Origin of the sequence: Azospirillum endophyticum (assembly GCF_016595245.1) — a bacterium.
GTDB classification, from domain to species: Bacteria; Pseudomonadota; Alphaproteobacteria; order Azospirillales; family Azospirillaceae; genus Azospirillum; species Azospirillum endophyticum.
This window is the reverse complement of record NZ_JAENHM010000057.1, coordinates 15942-34419: the sequence shown is the minus strand read 5'-3', so window position 1 is coordinate 34419 and position 18478 is coordinate 15942. Positions and strand designations below refer to the sequence as shown.

Here is an 18478-nt window from a genome sequence, read left to right as displayed (position 1 = left end):
CGCTACTTCCCTGCGAAATGCTCCGCCACCGCCTCGGCCAGCCGGGCGGCGACGGCGTCCTTGGCCATGGTCGGCCAGGATTCGACGCCGTCGGCGCGGATCAGGTGGACGGTGTTGTCGCTGCCGCCGAAGGTGCCGGTGCCGGGAGAGACGTCGTTGGCGACGATCCAGTCGCAGCCCTTGCGGGCGCGCTTGGCGGTGGCATAGGCCAGCACGTCGCCGGTCTCCGCCGCGAAGCCGACCACCAGCGCCGGGCGGCCTTCGCCGGGCCGCGACAGGGTGGCGAGGATGTCCGGGTTCTCGGTCAGGGCGAGGGACGGCGGGCGGCCGCCGTCCTTCTTCAGCTTGCGGTCCGACGCGCCGTCGACCCGCCAGTCCGCCACCGCCGCCGCGCACACCGCGATGTCGGCGGGCAGCGCCGCCGCGCAGGCCGCCAGCATCTCGCGTGCCGTCTCGATGGCGACGACCGTGCAGCCGGGCGGGTCGGGCAGGCGGGTCGGGCCGCTGACCAGCGTCACGTCGGCGCCCAGCGTCGCCAGCGCCGCGGCGATGGCGTGCCCCTGCTTGCCCGACGAGCGGTTGGCGATGTAGCGCACCGGGTCGATCGGCTCGTGCGTCGGGCCGCTGGTGACGATGGCGCGCCGCCCGGCGAGGGGACGGTGCGCCTCCTCCGCGAAGAAGCCGGCGATGGCGTCGACGATCTCCATCGGCTCGGCCATGCGGCCGGGGCCGTACTCGTTGCAGGCCATCACCCCGTCGTTGGGGCCGACCCGCCGCATGCCGCGGCTTTCCAGCAGGGCCATGTTGGCCTGCGTCGCTTCGTTCCGCCACATGCGCACATTCATCGCCGGGGCGACCAGCACCGGCTTGTCGGTGGCCAGCAGCACGGTGGCGGCCAGATCGTCGGCCATGCCGGCGGCCATGCGCGCCAGCAAATTGGCGGTGGCCGGCGCCACCACCAGCAGGTCGGCCTCGCGCGACAGGCGGATGTGGCCCATCTCCGACTCGTCGGTCAGCGACCACAGGTCGCGGTAGACGGTATCCTCGGTCAGCGCCTGTACCGACAACGGCGTGACGAAGCGGGCGCCGGCCTCGGTCAGCACCGCGCGGACCGTCGCCCCGCGCTCGCGCAGGCGGCGGATCAGGTCCAGGCTCTTGTAGGCGGCGATGCCGCCGGCGATGACCAGCAGCACGCGCTTGCCGGCCAGAATGGCGTGATCGGCCATGCGAACCCCCTCTTCCCGACCCCGGTGTCGTCTTCGCTGCTGATAGTTCATCGCGCCGTCCCCGGCAAGCGGCGGGGCGGCGCCGGTTGCGCTCCGGAAGCGATTTCGACGCGCCGGCCGGCGCGGGCATGCGCGTAGGAGTAGGATTTTCAGAATTATCTGTTAGACAATAAGAGCCGTCCCGCCACCATCTCTCGCGTGTTGCCGATAGCATGCCGTCCGGTTCCATCCCCGTCCTGCTGATCGAAGACACGCCCTCGCTGGCCCGTGTCTATGCGGAATACCTGAAAAAGGAAGCGCACGCCGTCATCTCGGTGGAGACCGGGGCCGACGCGCTGGCGCAGCTGAACGGCGGCGCGCCGATGGTGGTGCTGCTGGACTTGCAGCTGCCGGACATGAACGGGATGGAGGTGCTGAAACGCATCGACGCCCAGGCGCTGCCCTGCGCCGTCATCGTCATCACCGCCCACGGCTCGGTGAAGGCGGCGGTGGAGGCGATGCGCTACGGCGCCTATGATTTCCTGGTGAAGCCCTTCTCGGCCGACCGGCTGGTGGTGACCGTCCGCAACGCGATGGAGCGGCTGCGGCTGGCCCAGCTGGTCGATACCTTCGAGAAGGACCTGAACCGCGCCCGCTACCACGGCTTCATCGGCTCGTCGCTGGCGATGCAGGCGGTCTACCGCATCGTCGACAGCGCCGCCTCGTCGCGCGCCACCGTCTTCATCACCGGCGAATCCGGTACCGGTAAGGAGGTCTGCGCCGAGGCGATCCACCGCCAGAGCCAGCGGGCCTCGAAGCCCTTCATCGCGATCAACTGCGGCGCCATCCCGAAGGATCTCATGGAAAGCGAGATCTTCGGCCACATGAAGGGCAGCTTCACCGGGGCGGTGGCCGACCGCGAGGGCGCGGCGGCGCGCGCCGACGGCGGCACCCTGTTCCTGGACGAGATCTGCGAGCTGGCGCCCGACCTCCAGACCAAGCTGCTCCGCTTCATCCAGACCGGCACCTTCACCCCCGTCGGCGGGTCGAAGCTGGAGAAGGTCGACCTGCGCATCGTCTGCGCCACCAACCGCGACCCCCTGCGCGAGGTGGAGGAGGGGCGGTTCCGCGAGGATCTCTATTACCGTCTGCACGTCATCCCCATCCACCTGCCGCCGCTGCGCGAGCGCGAGGACGACGTGCTGGAGATCGCCCGCCATTACATGGCGGAATTCGCCAAGGAGGAGAAGAAGGGCTTCACCCGCTTCTCCCCCGAAACCGAACAGGCGCTGCGCCATTACCACTGGCCGGGCAACGTCCGCCAGCTGCAGAACGTCGTGCGCATCGTCACCGTCCTGCATGACGGCGACACGGTGACGCCGGAAATGCTGCCGCCGCCGCTCGGCACGCCGCAGCCGGTGCCGGTCGCCGCCGCGGCCGGCGCCGCGCCGGCCGGCGCCCTCCCGGTCCCGCGCCCGCATGTCCCGCTCACGCCGGACTCGATCAAGCCGCTGTGGGAGGTCGAGAAGGACGCCATCGAGGACGCCATCACCGCCTGCGACGGCAACATCCCGCGCGCCGCCGCCCTGCTGCAGATCAGCGCCTCGACGATCTACCGCAAACGCCTCGCCTGGCAGGCCGAGGGAAAGCTTTAGATCGGATCGCGTAAAATCGGAATCGATTTGGAGCGTGAATCCGATCGCCAAACATAGAGCTACAGCTTCGTGCATTTCATATTAAACGCACGAAGCTGTAGCCTCGTCCGGCGATCGGGTTCGCGCTTCGGATCCTTTCCGTTCGACGCGCTCTAACCCTTTATTTCGGCAAGGAGCCTGCCCCGGCTCCCGGAACACGGCAAGAAACGGGCTAATACTCTTCGATAAAACGCCGTCGCCTTGGTCGTAATTCCACTCCCGGCTTGGCCGTCGTTGGTCCTATGCCGTGAGATGGAATTGCCCGCAACCACAGCATGCGGCTAGCCTCGCCCCACATTGTCTTGGTTCCGCTTGCCCGGCAGGCTTTATGGCGCAGCCGATGTCGGCGATCCCGGACCCATCTTGTTGCAAAGACCAGTCTTGCAGTGACTAAGGGGGAGGCTCATGACCAACGGCACCGTGAAATGGTTCAATACCACCAAGGGTTACGGCTTCATCGCGCCGGAAGCCGGTTCGAAGGACATCTTCGTGCACATCACCGCGGTCCAGCGCTCCGGCCTGCATGCGCTGTCGGAAGGCCAGCGCGTCCAGTTCGAGGTGGAGCGCGGCGACAACGGCAAGGATTCGGCGGTGAACATCAGCGTCGTCGAGTGACGGATCCGCGCTGACTTGATGAACCGGCCCCTCGGGCCGGACGCTCATACCGGATACCCGGCGGCGCGGTAGGCCGCGACGACCTCCCCGGCCAGCCGGGGAATCTCGCCGCGCAGCCCCTCCACCGCGTCCGCCGCCCCGTCTCCCTCCGCTTCCGTTCGGTCCCCATCCGCCGCGGAGGTCCGGCACGCCATCTCCAGCGCGCGGGCGGCGCCGCACAGGGCGAGGGCACCGAAGGTCCCGGCGGTGCTTTTCAGCGTGTGCGCCTCGCGCGCCAGGACGGCGCGGTCGGTCTCCTCCGCGATGCGCGCCACCCGTTCCCGCGTCTCCTCGACGAATTGCCGCAGCACGTCGGCCAGCAGCTCGGCATCCAGATCCTGGGCCAGCTGGGCCAGCACCTCCAGGTCCAGAACCTCCCCCGCCGCCGCCGGGGCCGCCTGGGAGCAGGGGCCGAAGCCGGCCGACGCTTCGGGCGATGGCGACGGCGCGCGCAGCCACGTCTCCACCGTCTCCAGCAGCAGCAGCCGGTCGACCGGCTTGGCGACATGGTCGTTCATGCCGGCGTGCCGGCAGCGGACGCGGTCGGCGTCGTCGGTATCGGCGGTCATGGCGATCACCGGCACCCGGCCGGCCGGACCCGGCAGGTCGCGCAGCAGGCGGGTGGCGGTCAGCCCGTCCATCTCCGGCATCGACAGGTCCATCAGGATCAGGTCATAGCCGCCGGCCTGCGCCGCCATCACCGCCTCCAGCCCGTTGGCGGCGGTGTCGGCACGGTATCCGGCCTGGGCCAGGATGGCGGTGACCAGCATCTGGTTCAGCGGGCTGTCCTCCACCACCAGAATCCGGCAGGGCGCCTGTTGGCGGTCCGTGGGCCGGGGGGCCGTGGGGAGAAGCGACGGCGGCGTCCGCTGCGTCATCGGAAGGAGGCTCCGCAATGAAGGAGGCGCCAGTGTAAGGGCTCGGTCTTGTCCCTGCAAAGCCCCGCTCCATCTTTGCGGAATGGATGCGGACGGGCCGATTTCGTGGAGTTCGGCGGCCCGGCGCTTCAAATCGGCGCGTCCCGCCGGTATGGTGACGCGCTTGGCCGGTGCCGGCACCGGAAAATGCCGCCCGCAGGACCGAGCCTTCACGATCCCAGCTTCCCTTCGACTTCAGGCAGTGCCGCAGACGATGACCAAACTGAACACCTACCGCTCCGGTCCCGACGAGCGCGGGCATTTCGGCATTTTCGGCGGCCGCTTCGTCGCCGAGACGCTGATGCCCCTGATCCTGGAGGTCGAGAAGGCCTATCGCGACGCGCGCGCCGATCCCGCCTTCGAAGGCGAGATGCGCCAGCAGCTCAAGCAGTATGTCGGCCGCCCCAACCCGCTCTACTATGCCGAACGCCTGACCGAACGGCTGGGCGGGGCCAAGGTCTACTTCAAGCGCGAGGAGCTGAACCACACCGGCGCGCACAAGATCAACAACTGCATCGGCCAGATCCTGCTGGCCCGGCGCATGGGCAAGACCCGCATCATCGCCGAGACGGGCGCCGGCCAGCATGGCGTGGCGACCGCGACGGTCTGCGCGCTCTACGACATGCCCTGCGTCATCTACATGGGCGAGACCGACATCGCCCGCCAGCAGCCCAACGTCTTCCGCATGAAGCTGCTGGGCGCCGAGGTCCGCGCCGTCACCTCGGGCAGCGGCACGCTGAAGGACGCGATGAACGAGGCGCTGCGCGACTGGGTCACCAACGTCGCCGACACCTTCTACATCATCGGCACCGCCGCCGGCCCGCACCCGTATCCCGCCATGGTGCGCGACTTCCAGTCGGTGATCGGCGACGAGGTGCGCACCCAGATGCAGGAGCTGGAAGGCCGCCTGCCCGATAGCCTGGTCGCCTGCGTCGGCGGCGGGTCGAACGCCATCGGCCTGTTCCACCCCTTCCTCGACGAGCCTACGGTGCAGATGGTCGGCGTCGAGGCCGCCGGGCGCGGCATCGAGAAGGGGCCGCTCGACCATGCCGCCTCGATCAACGGCGGCCGTCCCGGCGTGCTGCACGGCAACCGCACCTACCTGCTGCAGGACGAGGACGGCCAGATCCTGGAAGGCCACTCGATCTCCGCCGGACTCGACTATCCCGGCATCGGGCCGGAGCACAGCTGGCTGCATGACGTGGGCCGCGTCGAATACGCCTACGCCACCGACCAGGAAGCGCTGGACGCCTTCCAGCTCTGCGCCCGCACCGAGGGCATCATCCCGGCGCTGGAATCCGCCCACGGCCTCGCCGAGGTGATCAAGCGCGCACCGAACCTGCCCAAGGAGCACCTGATGGTGCTGTGCCTGTCGGGCCGCGGCGACAAGGACATCTTCTCCGTCGCCAAGCATCTGGGAGTGGAACTGTGAGCGCCGTGGAGAGTGCCGACATGAAGCCTGCCGACGTCCTGGCCGACGGCCGCATCGCCCGCCGTTTTGCCGCGCTGAAGGCGGAGGGGCGTGCCGGCCTGGTCACCTTCATCACCGCCGGCGACCCCGATCCCGCCGTGTCGCAAGGACTGCTGAACGGCCTGCCGGCCGCCGGCGCCGACCTGATCGAGCTGGGCATGCCCTTCACCGATCCGATGGCCGACGGCCCGGCGATCCAGGCCTCCTCGCTGCGGGCGCTGAAGGCTGGGATGACGGTGCGCAGGACGCTGGAGATGGTCCGCGGCTTCCGCAAGCTGGATGCCGACACGCCGATCATCCTGATGGGCTATTTCAACCCGATCCACGCCTATGGGGTGGAGCCCTTTCTGGCCGCCGCGCGCGAGGCCGGGGTGGACGGGCTGATCGTCGTCGACCTGCCGCCGGAAGAGGACGAGGAGCTGTGCATCCCGGCGCTGAAGGCCGGCGTCAGCTTCATCCGCCTGACGACGCCGACCACCGACGAGGCGCGCATGCCCATGGTGATGCGCAACACCTCGGGCTTCGTCTATTACGTGTCGATCGCCGGCATCACCGGCACCGCCAGCGCCTCGAACACCGCCATCGACGCGGCGGTCGCCCGGCTGAAGCGCCACACCGACCTGCCGGTCGCCGTCGGCTTCGGCATCAAGACGCCGGACCAAGCCGCCGAGGTCGCCCGCGTCGCCGACGCCGCGGTGGTCGGCTCCGCCATCGTCACCCGTCTGGCCGATGGTCTCGACGCGTCCGGTACGGTCAAGCCGGGCACGGTCGAGGACGTCCTGGGCTTCGTCGGCGAGCTGGCCAAGGGCGTGCGCGCGGCGCAGGGGTGACTATATTGGAGACGTGATCGGGATCGGGAGACATCGCCATGGCGTATCTGGACATTGACGACGAGCCGACGCCGCTTCCCACCCCCGAGGAGGCGGCGGCCGAAGTTGCGGACTGGAAGCGCCGTGTCGATGAGCTGTATGACGAGGTAATCAGCTGGCTGCCCAAAGGGAGCGGTTATGAAATCGACCGCTCCCGGTTGCTCTCCCGACATGAGTCCATGCTGAAAATTCTAAATCTTCCCGGTTACGAAATTCCTCTTCTACAGATTCGGCGGAATGGCAAGCAGGTTTTACTGTTTCAGCCGGATGGAAGATGGGTCTTGTTCACCCGCGGACGCGTGAACATCATTGTTGGGAAAGCTCGGTTTGGCGATCGGATTCTAGCAAAAGCAGCGGACGCGGATGAAAGTGATCCAGACTGGAAATACCGGACAAACGGAAACTGGAAGATTGATATAGATCCTTGGAATAAGGAAAAATTCCTGGAGCTTTTGAAGGAAGGGGAGGTTCTTTCTTCTCTTGGAGATGAACAGTGAAGCACTTTAAGGACGTGGTCACTGCATTTGAGGTTGCAAATACATATATCCCACATTGGTCTCTGACGCTTGATGATTCCGATAGCTCCGAGAGAGTTCAAGAACGAGATCGATTGATTGCAGTGAATGCAAATGCCTATTTGGCATTATTGATCGGACAGCTTGAGGTTGAGATCAATCGCCTTTGCCAAGAATTGATCCGTGAGCGTCGAGCTTCCTCATCTTGGGAGCAGCGACGGGCGTGGGATATTCTCGACGCCGCTGACGACCGCATTCGCAACATCCCATTCCTGAACCGCGTGGCGCTGCTGACCGACAAGGGCGGGACGGTTTACAAGCGCGCCAAACAGCTTTACGAAACCCGCAACAAGATCGCTCACGGCGATCTCCTGACGGAATCGCTTGATGTGGCCGAGATCGCGAAGGACATCGAGCGCATCGCCGTGTCGTTGAAAGGCGTTCCATGAACTGGCTTACCAACTACGTCCGCCCCAAGATCCGCGCGCTCTACGCCCGCAAGGAAGTGCCCGACAACCTCTGGCACAAATGCCCGAGCTGCGAGTCGATGCTGTTCCACCGCGAGCTGGAAGAGAACCTGCACGTCTGCCAGCATTGCGGCTTCCACATGCGGCTCGGTCCGGTCAAGAGGCTGGAGACGATGTTCGACGACAGCGCCTATGAGGGCGTCGAGCTGCCGAAGTCGGTCGCCGATCCGCTGAAGTTCCGCGACCAGAAGCGCTACACCGACCGCCTGAAGGAAGCCCAGACCAAGACCGGCCGCACCGACGCCATCGTCGTCGGCGAGGGCCGCATCGGCGGCCATGCCGCCGTGGTCGCCGCCTTCGACTTCGGCTTCATGGGCGGGTCGATGGGCATCGCCGTCGGCGAGGGGTTGCTGACCGCCGCCCGGCTGGCGGTGGCGAAGAACGCGCCGCTGATCGTCGTGCCCGCCTCGGGCGGGGCGCGCATGCAGGAAGGCATCCTGTCGCTGATGCAGATGCCGCGCACCACCATCGCGGTCGAGATGGTCAAGGAAGCCGGCCTGCCCTACATCGTCGTGCTGACCGACCCGACCACCGGCGGCGTCACCGCCAGCTTCGCCATGCTGGGCGACATCCACATCGCCGAGAAGGGCGCGCAGATCGGCTTCGCCGGCGCCCGCGTGATCGAGAGCACGATCCGCGAGACCCTGCCGGAAGGCTTCCAGCGCTCCGAATACCTGCTGGAGCACGGCATGGTCGACATGGTCGTCCACCGCCGCGACCTGCGCCCGACGCTGGTCCGCACCATCGGCCTGCTGATGACCCCGCGCATCGATGCGCTGGAGCCGGAGGATCTCGACCTGACCGCCGCCCAGGCGGCCGACGGCGAGCCGGCCCAGCTGCCCCAGCCGGCGGGACAGCCGGTTGCGCAGCCGGCCGCCCAGCCGACGGCGGCCCAGCCGGTCGCGACGCCGCCCGCCGCCCAGCCGGCCGCGCCGGTCCAGGCCGGCGACGACTGACCGGCGGTTCCTCGACATTCCAGCAGAGACGATCATGACCGACGCCTCCCTTCCGTTGGCCCAGACGTTGGCCACTCCGCCCACCGGGCCGGCCGCCAGCCGGTCCGACCCGGTGCTGGACCGGTTGAAGGGGCTTCACCCCAAGGTCATCGACCTGTCGCTGGACCGGGTGCGCCGGTTGCTGGCGGCTCTGGACCATCCGGAGCGGAAGCTGCCGCCGGTGGTCCATGTCGCCGGCACCAACGGCAAGGGATCGACGGTCGCCTTCCTGCGCGCGATGCTGGAGGCGGCCGGCCATCGCGTCCATGTCTACACCTCGCCGCATCTCGTGCGCTTCCACGAGCGCATCCGGCTGGGCGCGAGTCAGGGTGGCCGGCTGATCGACGACGAGCATCTGGCCGCCCTGCTGGCGGAATGCGAAGTCGCCAACGCCGGCAACCCGATCACCTTCTTCGAGGTGACGACGGTCGCCGCCTTCCTCGCCTTCTCCCGCGTGCCGGCCGACGTGGTCCTGCTGGAAACCGGGTTGGGCGGACGGCTCGACGCCACCAACGTGGTGGACCGGCCGGCGGTGACGGCGATCACCCGCATCTCCTACGACCACCGCCAGTTCCTGGGCGACTCGCTGCTGGAGATCGCCAGCGAGAAGGCCGGCATCTTCAAGCCCGGCGTCCCGGTGGTCCTCGCCCCCCAACCGGAGGCCGACGCGCTGAAGGCGCTGAAACTGCGCGCCACCGCCATCGCCGCCCCGATCCAGGACTGGTCGGTGGAGGAGCGGCCGAACGGCTTCCGCTTCGAGAGCGCCAAGCGCCATCTCGACCTGCCGCTGCCCGGACTGGCCGGCGCCCACCAGATCACCAACGCCGGCGTCGCCATCGCCTGTCTCGACCATCTGCCGCTGGCGGTGGACGACGAGGCGGTGCGCCGCGGCCTCGCTGCCGTCGAATGGCCGGCGCGGCTGCAGCGCCTGACCCGGGGTCCGCTGGCCGAGAGCCTGCCGCCGGGGTGGGAGCTGTGGCTGGACGGCGGCCACAACGACTCGGCGGGCGAGGTTCTGGCCCGCCAGGCGGTCGACTGGTCGCGCGGGCAATCGGACGGCAACCCGGCCCTGCCGCTGCTGCTGATCTATGGCATGCTGTCCAGCAAGGACCCGTTCGAGTTCCTCGGCCCGCTGGCCCCCTTCACCCATTCCCTGCGCGCGGTGGCGATCCCCGGCGAAGAGGCCAGCTTCACCGCCGAGGAATCCTGCGAGACCGCCAAGCTCTGCGGCATCCGCGACCATGGCGCCGCCGATGGGGTGGACGCCGCCCTGGCCGATCTGGTGGCCGGCCGGCGGACGCCGGCGCGCGTGCTGATCTGCGGCTCGCTCTATCTGGCCGGTACGGTGCTGGCGGAGAACGGCTGAGGAGGCGGCCGCTTCCTGCGCGTGGCGTGGATGCGGCAGACCGGAGGCGACAGGCAGGCGGACCGCCTCCAGACGGATGGCCCCAGAGAGATGGCCTGAGACAGATGGCCCCAGACAGATGGGAGGATCACGGCATGGTCGAAGCACCCACCCACATCATCCGGGCCGCCCTTGAGCCCGATCTCTACCGGGACATCGAGATCCCGAGCGACCGCTCCCTCTACGATCTTGCCGCGGCCATCGTCCGCGCCTACGCCTTCGACCTGGACCACGCCTTCGGGTTCTTCCCCAAGCTCGCCGGCCACATCTACGACGCCGAGCCCCGGTACGAACTCTTCGCCGACATGGGCGAGGGCGATGGCTCCCTCAGCGTCCGGAACACGACGGTGGCCCAAGCCTTTCCGAGAGTCAGGAAGGCGATGACCTTCCTGTTCGACTATGGCGACGAGTGGCGGTTCCGGGTCGAGGTCCTGGCCATGGGCAAGCGGGAACCGCGCAAGCGCTATCCCAGGGTGGTCGCGTCGGTCGGCAAGGCCCCGCCCCAATATCCGGATTTCGGCGAGGAGGACTGAACCCTTCGCTCCGCCGCGGCCCCGCCTCCCTCACCCATGCCGAGGTTCGCCATGCAGTTCCACGACGACCCGCTGCTTCGCCGCTGGGCTCTCGACGTCGCCGTCGACACCAACCTGGTGTCGCCGTCCATCCGGCAGCGGGTTCTCGACACGGTCCTGCCGGAGGCCGCCCTCGCCGGCCTCGTCGACGGCCTCGACCGGGACGAACTGACCGCGTTCCTCCGGCACCTGCCGGAGGAACGCTGGGCTGCGCATGCCGATCTCCTGGCCGAGCGTTGGCCGGGATGGAGCGGATCGCTGGCCGGGTCGGCGGCCCCGCTGATCGCCCGGTTCCGGCCGGAAGCCGCCCTCGCCCTGTTCCGGACCTTTCTCGCCGGTCTCGCCGAAGCGGTCGAGCCGGATGTTCCGAAGCTGCTCGGCGTCGTCAAAGGCCTCCGCGATCTTGCCGGCGGCCATGCCCGTGATCTGCTGACGACGGCTGCCGGCATCGTCGGGAGGAACCGCGGCTCGGGCTTCACCGTCTGGCACCACGCCATGCTGGCCGAGGCCGCCCTGAAGACCCGGCATCCCGACCGCATCGCGATGACGACCGAATGGCTCGGGCGGACCGCTGCCGGCGATCAGCCGCTTCACGAGGCCCTGGTCCAAATCGGCACATGGCTGTTCGGCGATGCCAGCCGCATCGGTTTCGTCAGGGATTTCGCCCTCGGCCACACCCGCCAGACCGTCGCCCCCTTGGCCGGCGAGCTTTTCCACCCCGACGGCCCCCTGGTCCAGATCGACAACGCCCTGCGGGGGCTTCCGCTGAATGACGCCAGAACGGCCGTCCGGCTGTTGGAGCAGCATCTGCGACCCGCCGAAGCCGCCGAATCGCCGGGGCATTGGGATGACTTCATCGCCCTGATGCAGGCGGGCATTCCGCAGCCGGAAGGTTGGAAGGAAAAACGGATCTGGGCCGAGGTCTTCGGGCTCGGCGGGATTCTGACGGCGCTGTGGCAACCGCGGCTGGACCTCTCCCAGGCCGATCCGGAAACGATCTGGAGGATCGTCACCGCCGACATCGACCTGCCGCCGGGCCTGGAAACGGCGCTGCCGGCACTGCAGGATGCTCCCCGCGAGACGGTGGTGGCGAAGCTGTCGGCGATCGCCCGCGGCGGCGAGGACACCTATGCCGGTCGGCATGCCGCCGTCCTGATGGGGCTGCTGGGCTACGACGAGTTCCTGCCGGAGTTGATCGCCGGCCTGGACTGGGAGTTCGAGCCCAGCCAGGAAGCCGCGGAAGCCGCCCTGGAGCGCTATGGCGACCGGGCCATTGCGGCTTTGGACGCCGATTTCGACCGGCTGGGCGGCTACCAGTGTCTCGCGGCGGTCGGCCTGGCATCCCGGCTCGGCACCGGAGCGGGAACCGACCTGATCGCGAAGCATTTCACCGAGCTGGTCGACGAGGATGCGGATTGGGTCGCGATGGCGGCCTCCGTCCTGGATGCCGAACCCCTGAACCGCCTGCTGGGCGACTGGCTCGGCGAGGAGGTCCCGGAAATCGACCGGGCCTTCGTGGTGCTGGCGAAGCTGCATGGACGGGCCGGCGATCCGGAACACCAAGACCTCGTCGCCAGGGTCGAGCGCCGCGAAGCCGAGGCGGCCAAGCGGCAGGCCGCGGCATTGCGAGGCGAAGAGACCGGCGACGATGCCCTGCCGCTGTTCCCATCGCTGTCCCTGCCCCTGGCCTGCCGGGCCTGCGGCCATACCGCATCCTACGACATCCGGCGGATTTGGATCACGAGCGACCCGGCCGACCCCAAGCCCTTTCTGGCCCAGGACGTCCCCTGCTCGTCCTGCGGGGCCGTATCGAACTTCGACTTCACCCCGGACGCCCTGGCCATCATCGGCGCGGAGGCCGAAGGGCTCCGCCCGGGAGGCTGGGAACTCTTCCGTTTCCGGGAGCGCTGGTCGGTCCTGAAGGTCTGGTACGCCGAAAGCGAGGCCGGTGTCCGGCGGTCGATCGCCGACATCGTCGAGGACTACGAGAACCATTTCGCGGCCCATCCGGACGATGCGGCAACCCATCGCTCGGCCGGCAATCTGTTCATCGACGCCAGCCGGTATACGGCGGCCGAGCAGCATTTCCGCCGCTGCCTGGAGATCGACCCGACCTATCTCGAGGCCTACTACGGCCTCGCCCAGGTTGCGGAATACCGGGGGAGTGCCGAAGAGGCCATCGGCCTGCTGGTAGAGGGGGCGAAGCACGGCGGCAGCCTGGCCTGCCGCCGGCCGGCGGGGTGGTCGACGCCGGGCGAGTTCATCGCCGATTACGTCGCCCTCTACCATGAGATCGGCGGCGATGCCGCCGGCCGGCCGAAGCTTCTGCCGGCGATGTTCAAGACCAAGCTGGGCCGGAACGACCCATGTCCGCTCGGCACCGGAAAGAAGGTCAAGAAGTGCTGCGGCGGCGGGACCTGAGGGTGGCGGGGGCCATGGTCCGTATGGCCGGCCCGAGTTCCTTCAAGCCCCTCCACTTCGGTTGCCATCAAGGTTTGATTTTGCAGGCAACCGATGGGCTGGACAATGTCCGGTGCCTTCATCGAGGTCGGTCGAGCGGTACCATCACGATGGCCACCTTGACCGAACCGTACACCCACCGGCATCGTCACGGGTGTCCACGGCACCGTCATGCCCATATTATTGATACCTGCCACGTCCGCATGCACAAAGGCGTGGGCCAACCGGTCGCGGGAGCCTCATGGGAAGCGTCGCCGACAAGATCGCCCGCAAGGTGGCGACCCAGATCCGCTCGAACGTCATCGACCTGTCCGCGTTTCGGGCGGGCCGGGAGCTGGCCGCCGAGGCCGGTCTCGACGGCAGCCGCTTCGAGGACCTCGTCGAGCAGGGCTACGACCCCGCCTTCGCCTTCTATGCCCAGGGGCTGACGCTGGTGTCGATGTTCGCCGAGGCGATCTCCGCCATGCCCGAGGCGAAGGGGTACGCCAAGGCCATGGCGAAGGCCGAGGACGAGTATATCCCGGAAGGCCCGCCGATCAGCCCGTTGACGGCGAGCTATTTCAACATGTGGGCCTTCTTCGACCTCCAGTTCGGGGCCAGCCGGGAGACCATGGGAACCTGCATCCTGCGGGTGGCGGAAACCACCGGCATGCCGGGCTGGATCGCCGGCATCGTCCGGCCGATGCAGGACTCCCGCATGGGTTTCTACGTCCACATGGGCATGGACGGCCCGCTGGTGCTGCTGAAGGACATCGTGACCGGCCGAGTCCTGCGGTGCCACTCGGCGACGGGGTATCTCGGGGAAGCCGGCCAGCTCTGGTACACCCGCCTGCTGCCCCCGCCGGTCCCGGACATCGGCCATCATGTGGTGGTCACCACGCCCTATGTGGTGCTGGACGGGACGGAGCAGCGGTTCCTGGACTATATCGGCCGCGAGGTCGTCCGGATGACCGCGGCCGGCGGACGGAAAGCCGCGGATGCCGAAACCCTGCTGAAGTTCGGCCCGACCGCCAACCACTGGAACGAGTACATCTTCCTCGCCTACGTCAACCACCAGCCCGACGCCATCTTCCTGGCCGGCGTCCCCGACATCCGTGAAAGCCTGCCGCAGGCGCAACGCGGCAGGCCGCCGCACCGGTAGGAGGGGGACATCATGGCCGAAGCCGTCACCACATCGTCCGGGCCGCCCTTCGGCCCGGGCGTTTCCGAAGGGCGCGGCGGCGGTGACGTTTCTGTTCGACCATGGCGACGCGTGGCGGTTCCGGGTCGAGGTCCTGGCCCTTGGCCGAACCCGATCCGATAGACACAACGAAAAAGCGGGCCAGATGCCGTTCCCGGCAACGCCCGCTGTCATTCCATCGACTTGTCTCACCCTTCCAGGGAAGGGGAAAATGGTGGAGCCGAGGAGGATCGAACTCCCGACCTACGCATTGCGAACGCGTCGCTCTCCCAGCTGAGCTACGGCCCCACACTCACACCGTTGCGTCTTCGTCGCCCCGGCGTGGCGCGGATATTGTCCATGCCGGGGGGTGCTGTCAAGCGCTCGATTCAGAAAAAATGAAGAGCGCGCGCAACGGCGTAGGACGGCCGATACGCCGCAGGCCGGCCGGACGATCGGCGGGCCGCCGTACTGGACAGGTCTCCATGCTTATGCTTAGGGTGCCCGGAAAAGGCTGGCGCCCGCTTCGCGGTGCGCTGCGCGCGCCCGCCGCAGAAAACCGCCGCAAAAACCGCCATGGAGCTGGCCCGGCATGATCGCGCTGTATTTGCTCATCAACACCATCCTCGACCTGTTCTTCTGGGTCCTGATCCTGTCGGCGATCCTCAGCTGGCTGGTCGCCTTCAACGTGGTGAACACGCGCAACCGCGCGATCTACCTGATCGGCGATTTCCTGTACCGCATCACCGAACCGGTGCTGCGCCCGATCCGCCGCGTCCTGCCCAACCTGGGCGGGCTGGACCTGTCGCCGATCGTCGTGCTGCTGGCGATCTCCTTCATCCAGAACCTGATGGCCCAGTACTGGCCGCGCTTCTGACCATGGCGGTCCCCTCTCCCTTCGAGGCGGTGGCCGACGGAGTGCGGGTCACGCTGAGGGTGACGCCCAAGGCGTCGCGCAACGCGGTGACCGGCATGGCCGACACCGCCGTGTCCGGGGCGGGGGGAGGCGGCAAGCGGGTCCTGAAGCTGGCGGTCACGGCGGTGCCGGAAAACGGCAAGGCCAACGAGGCCGTCATAAAACTGTTGTCGAAGGCATGGAAACTGCCCAAGACCAGCCTGACGGTGGTGGCCGGCGCCACCGACCGGAACAAGATACTGCATGTGGCGGGCGACCCGGCGGCACTGCTGCCGCGGCTGTCCGCCCTGATCGACGATGTGGGCAGCGAGGGTGGAGAGTAGCATGGCGGACGCGACGATCATCGACGGCAAGGCCTTCGCGGCCGGCCTGCGTGCGCGGGTGGCGGACGGTGTGGCGGCGCTGAAGGCCAGCCATGGCGTCACTCCCGGTCTGGCCGTCGTGCTGGTGGGCGAGGATGCGGCCAGCCAGGTCTATGTCCGCTCCAAGGAGCGGGCGCTGGTCGAACTCGGCATGAACAGCTTCGACCATCACGAGCCGGCCGACATGGCCGAATCCGACCTGCTGGCCCTGATCGACCGGCTGAACGCCGACCCGGCGGTGCACGGCATCCTGGTCCAGCTGCCGCTGCCCCGGCACATCGACACTCAGAAGGTGCTGGCCCGCATCGTCCCGGAAAAGGACGCCGACGGCTTCCACGTCGTCAATGCCGGCCTGCTCGCCACCGGCCAGCCGGGCGCCATCGTGCCCTGCACGCCGCTGGGCAGCCTGCTGCTGATCCGCGACACGCTGGGCCGCGACCTGAAGGGCAAGCGGGCGCTGGTGCTCGGCCGCTCCAACATCGTCGGCAAGCCGATGGCCCAGCTTCTGCTGCAGGCCGACTGCACGGTGACGATGGCCCATTCCCGCACCGCCGACCTGCCCGCCGAATGCCGCCGCGCCGACATCCTGGTGGCGGCGGTCGGCCGGCCGGAGATGGTGCGCGGCGACTGGATCAAGCCGGGCGCCACGGTGATCGACGTTGGTATAAACCGCGTTCCCGCGGTCGGCATCAACCGCGTCGCCGCTGCGGAGCCGGGCAAGACCCGGCTGGTCGGCGACGTCGCCTTCGACGAGGCGGTGAAGGTCGCCGGCGCCATCACGCCGGTCCCGGGCGGCGTCGGCCCGATGACCATCGCCTGCCTGATGCTGAACACGCTGGCCGCCGCCTGCCGCGCCGCCGGCGCGCCGGTGCCGGAAGAGGCCGCCCTTTGATCACCGTCCACGCCCGTGCCGAGGATGGACGGGTGGTGCGCCAGCCGCTGGAACTCGGCGAGGAATTGCCGGGCGGGGCGGTCTGGATCGATCTTCTGCGCCCGACCGAAGCCGAGCGCGGCCATGTCGGCGCGCTGACCGGCTGCGACCTGCCGACGCGCGAGGAGATGAAGGAGATCGAGGCCTCCAGCCAGCTCTACGTCGAGGGGGAGGGGATCTACATGACCTCCTCGATCATCTCGCGCGCCACCTCGCCCCATCCGGAGCAGGGCGAACTGACCTTCGTCCTGACCCCGCGCCACCTGATCACCCTGCGCTACACCGAACCGCTGCCGGTCATCACCTTCGCCGCCCGCAGCGTCCGCCAGCCGGAGCTGCTGGCGACCGGGGAAAGCGCGCTGTTCGGCCTGCTCGATGCGGTGATCGACCGGGTGGCCGACGTGTTGGAACTGGTCGGCGGCCGCATCGACGAGCTGTCGGCCCGCATCTTCGACGATTCGCTGGACGGCGGCGGCTTCGGCAAGGCGGCCAAGAAGCCGGACGAACTGCAGGACGTCCTGCGCGGCATCGGCCGGGCCGGCGACCTGACCCACAAGGTGCGCGACAGCCTGGCCGGCCTCGACCGGCTGGTGGTGTTCATGACCTCGGTCAGCGGCGGCCGGCTGAACAAGGACCAGAAGACCGCGCTGAAGACGATGACGCGCGACTTGCGCTCGCTGACCGAGCATGCAGGCTTCCTGGCGCACGAGGCGAACTTCCTGCTCGACGCCACGCTGGGCCTGATCAACATCGAACAGAACGCCATCATCAAGATCTTCTCGGTCGTCTCGGTGGCGCTGATGCCGCCGACGCTGATCGCGTCGGCCTACGGCATGAACTTCAAGCACATGCCGGAACTCGACTGGGACTTCGGCTATCCGATGGCCATCCTGCTGATGGTGCTGTCGGCGGTGGTCCCGCTCTGGTACTTCCGCCGGCGCGGCTGGCTGTAGGCCCAACTCCAAGAGGGACACCCCGATGACGATCCTCCTGCCCGATGCCGCCCTCGACGCGCTTCTGGCGCAGGATGTTCCCTACGGCGACCTGACCACCGACGCGCTCGGCATCGCCGCCCGCCCGGCGCGGATGAGCTTCGCCGCCCGCGGTGCCATGGTGCTGGCGGGGACGGAGGAGGCGGCGCGGCTGGTGGAGAAGGCGGGCGGCCATATCCTGCGCGTCCAGCCCAGCGGTACCGCCATCGATGCCGCCGTGACCTTCCTGGAGGCCGACGGCCCGGCCGGATCGCTGCACCGTGCCTGGAAGGTGGCGCAGACCCTGGTCGAATACGCCTCCGGCATCGCCACCCGCGCTCGCCGCATCGTCGAGGCCGCCCCCGGCGTCACCGTCGCCTGCACCCGCAAGAACTTCCCCGGTGCCAAGGATCTCAGCGTCAAGGCGGTGCAGGCGGGCGGGGCGGTGATGCACCGGCTGGGTCTGTCGGAAACGCTGCTGGTCTTCCCCGAACACCGTGCCTTCCTGACCGAAGGGCATGATGCTTGGATCTCAGCCCTCCGCCGCAAGGCCCCGGAAAAGAAGATCGTGGTGGAGGTCGGTTCGGTGGAGGAGGCGGTGGCCTTCGCACAGGCCGGTGCCGACGTCATCCAGCTGGAGAAGCTGCCGCCCGCCGCCGCCCGCGCGGTGATTGACGCGACGCGCGGGCTGACCCCGCCGCCGGTGGTGGCCCCGGCCGGCGGCGTGACCGAGGCGAACGCCGCCGCCTATGCCGCGGCCGGCTGCCGCCTGCTGATCACCTCGGCCCCCTTCTTCGGTCCGCCCGCCGACGTGAAGGTGGTGCTGGAACCGGCGTAGCGGCGACCTCCGCAACG

Annotated in this window: 18 protein-coding genes and 1 tRNA gene; 16 read left to right on the top strand and 3 right to left on the bottom strand. The window is 68.4% G+C overall.

The annotated features are described in order from the left end of the window. Positions 1-2 precede the first annotated feature (2 nt). Positions 3-1226, bottom strand: coding sequence for a bifunctional phosphopantothenoylcysteine decarboxylase/phosphopantothenate--cysteine ligase CoaBC (coaBC, locus tag JHL17_RS18105; protein ID WP_200195130.1), 1224 nt, complete (start codon positions 1224-1226; stop codon positions 3-5). A gap of 212 nt (positions 1227-1438) precedes the next feature. Between coaBC and JHL17_RS18100 the strand changes: the two genes are divergently transcribed. Both JHL17_RS18100 and JHL17_RS18095 read left to right on the top strand, forming a co-directional pair. Beyond that, the gene (locus JHL17_RS18100; RefSeq protein ID WP_200195128.1) at positions 1439-2860 is read left to right on the top strand and encodes a sigma-54-dependent transcriptional regulator; all 1422 of its coding nucleotides are present in this window, start codon (positions 1439-1441) and stop codon (positions 2858-2860) included. Positions 2861-3304: 444 nt separating this feature from the next. Then, the gene (locus tag JHL17_RS18095) at positions 3305-3514 is read left to right on the top strand and encodes a cold-shock protein (protein WP_200195126.1); all 210 of its coding nucleotides are present in this window, start codon (positions 3305-3307) and stop codon (positions 3512-3514) included. 44 nt (positions 3515-3558) lie between these two features. On the opposite strand, the gene JHL17_RS18090 is transcribed toward JHL17_RS18095, so the two are convergent. Next, the gene (locus JHL17_RS18090) at positions 3559-4431 is read right to left on the bottom strand and encodes a response regulator (protein WP_200195124.1); all 873 of its coding nucleotides are present in this window, start codon (positions 4429-4431) and stop codon (positions 3559-3561) included. 253 nt (positions 4432-4684) lie between these two features. Here JHL17_RS18090 and trpB point away from each other — a divergent pair, with 253 nt between their 5' ends. From trpB to JHL17_RS18045, 9 genes are all read left to right on the top strand, one after another. Beyond that, a complete protein-coding gene (gene trpB, locus JHL17_RS18085) occupies positions 4685-5902 on the top strand; it encodes a tryptophan synthase subunit beta (protein WP_200195122.1) in 1218 nt (405 codons plus the stop codon). Positions 5903-5922: 20 nt separating this feature from the next. Next, entirely contained in the window at positions 5923-6771 is an 849-nt protein-coding gene (trpA, locus tag JHL17_RS18080; RefSeq protein ID WP_200195120.1) for a tryptophan synthase subunit alpha, read from the top strand. A gap of 38 nt (positions 6772-6809) precedes the next feature. Beyond that, positions 6810-7307, top strand: a complete 498-nt coding sequence (locus tag JHL17_RS18075; RefSeq protein WP_200195118.1) for a hypothetical protein — start codon at positions 6810-6812, stop codon at positions 7305-7307. After that, positions 7304-7774, top strand: a complete 471-nt coding sequence (locus JHL17_RS18070) for a hypothetical protein (protein ID WP_200195116.1) — start codon at positions 7304-7306, stop codon at positions 7772-7774. Before JHL17_RS18075 ends, JHL17_RS18070 begins: the two co-directional genes overlap by 4 nt. Next, positions 7771-8808: an acetyl-CoA carboxylase, carboxyltransferase subunit beta gene (gene accD / locus JHL17_RS18065; RefSeq protein ID WP_200195114.1), complete on the top strand. Its 1038-nt coding sequence runs from the start codon at positions 7771-7773 to the stop codon at positions 8806-8808. The genes JHL17_RS18070 and accD overlap by 4 nt, the downstream gene beginning before the upstream one ends. 34 nt (positions 8809-8842) lie before the next feature. Next, positions 8843-10213 (top strand): bifunctional folylpolyglutamate synthase/dihydrofolate synthase, encoded by a 1371-nt coding sequence (locus JHL17_RS18060; protein ID WP_200195112.1) that lies wholly within the window; start codon positions 8843-8845, stop codon positions 10211-10213. Between the two features lie 134 nt (positions 10214-10347). After that, on the top strand, positions 10348-10785 hold the full coding sequence (locus JHL17_RS18055; protein ID WP_200195110.1) for an IS1096 element passenger TnpR family protein: 438 nt from the start codon (positions 10348-10350) through the stop codon (positions 10783-10785). A 51-nt stretch (positions 10786-10836) separates the two neighbouring features. After that, positions 10837-13245, top strand: coding sequence for a tetratricopeptide repeat protein (locus JHL17_RS18050; protein WP_200195108.1), 2409 nt, complete (start codon positions 10837-10839; stop codon positions 13243-13245). 280 nt (positions 13246-13525) lie between these two features. Further along, positions 13526-14425 carry a hypothetical protein gene (locus tag JHL17_RS18045; RefSeq protein WP_200195105.1) on the top strand — a complete coding sequence of 300 codons (900 nt, stop codon included), beginning with the start codon at positions 13526-13528 and terminating at the stop codon, positions 14423-14425. 251 nt (positions 14426-14676) lie between these two features. Here the strand turns inward: JHL17_RS18045 and JHL17_RS18040 are convergent. Next, positions 14677-14752, bottom strand: a tRNA-Ala gene (locus tag JHL17_RS18040). A gap of 283 nt (positions 14753-15035) precedes the next feature. Here JHL17_RS18040 and JHL17_RS18035 point away from each other — a divergent pair. Genes JHL17_RS18035 through modD form a run of 5 tightly spaced genes read left to right on the top strand, consistent with a single transcriptional unit; the run spans position 15036 to position 18461 of the window. Next, the gene (locus JHL17_RS18035) at positions 15036-15320 is read left to right on the top strand and encodes a YggT family protein (RefSeq protein WP_200195103.1); all 285 of its coding nucleotides are present in this window, start codon (positions 15036-15038) and stop codon (positions 15318-15320) included. Between the two features lie 2 nt (positions 15321-15322). Further along, on the top strand, positions 15323-15682 hold the full coding sequence (locus JHL17_RS18030) for a DUF167 domain-containing protein (protein WP_200195101.1): 360 nt from the start codon (positions 15323-15325) through the stop codon (positions 15680-15682). 1 nt (position 15683) lies between these two features. Further along, positions 15684-16613, top strand: a complete 930-nt coding sequence (folD, locus tag JHL17_RS18025) for a bifunctional methylenetetrahydrofolate dehydrogenase/methenyltetrahydrofolate cyclohydrolase FolD (RefSeq protein WP_200195099.1) — start codon at positions 15684-15686, stop codon at positions 16611-16613. After that, complete coding sequence (locus tag JHL17_RS18020; protein WP_200195097.1) at positions 16610-17605, top strand: magnesium transporter CorA family protein; 996 nt, start codon at positions 16610-16612, stop codon at positions 17603-17605. Before folD ends, JHL17_RS18020 begins: the two co-directional genes overlap by 4 nt. Positions 17606-17630: 25 nt before the next feature. Further along, entirely contained in the window at positions 17631-18461 is an 831-nt protein-coding gene (modD, locus tag JHL17_RS18015; protein ID WP_200195095.1) for a ModD protein, read from the top strand. Positions 18462-18478: the final 17 nt, after the last annotated feature.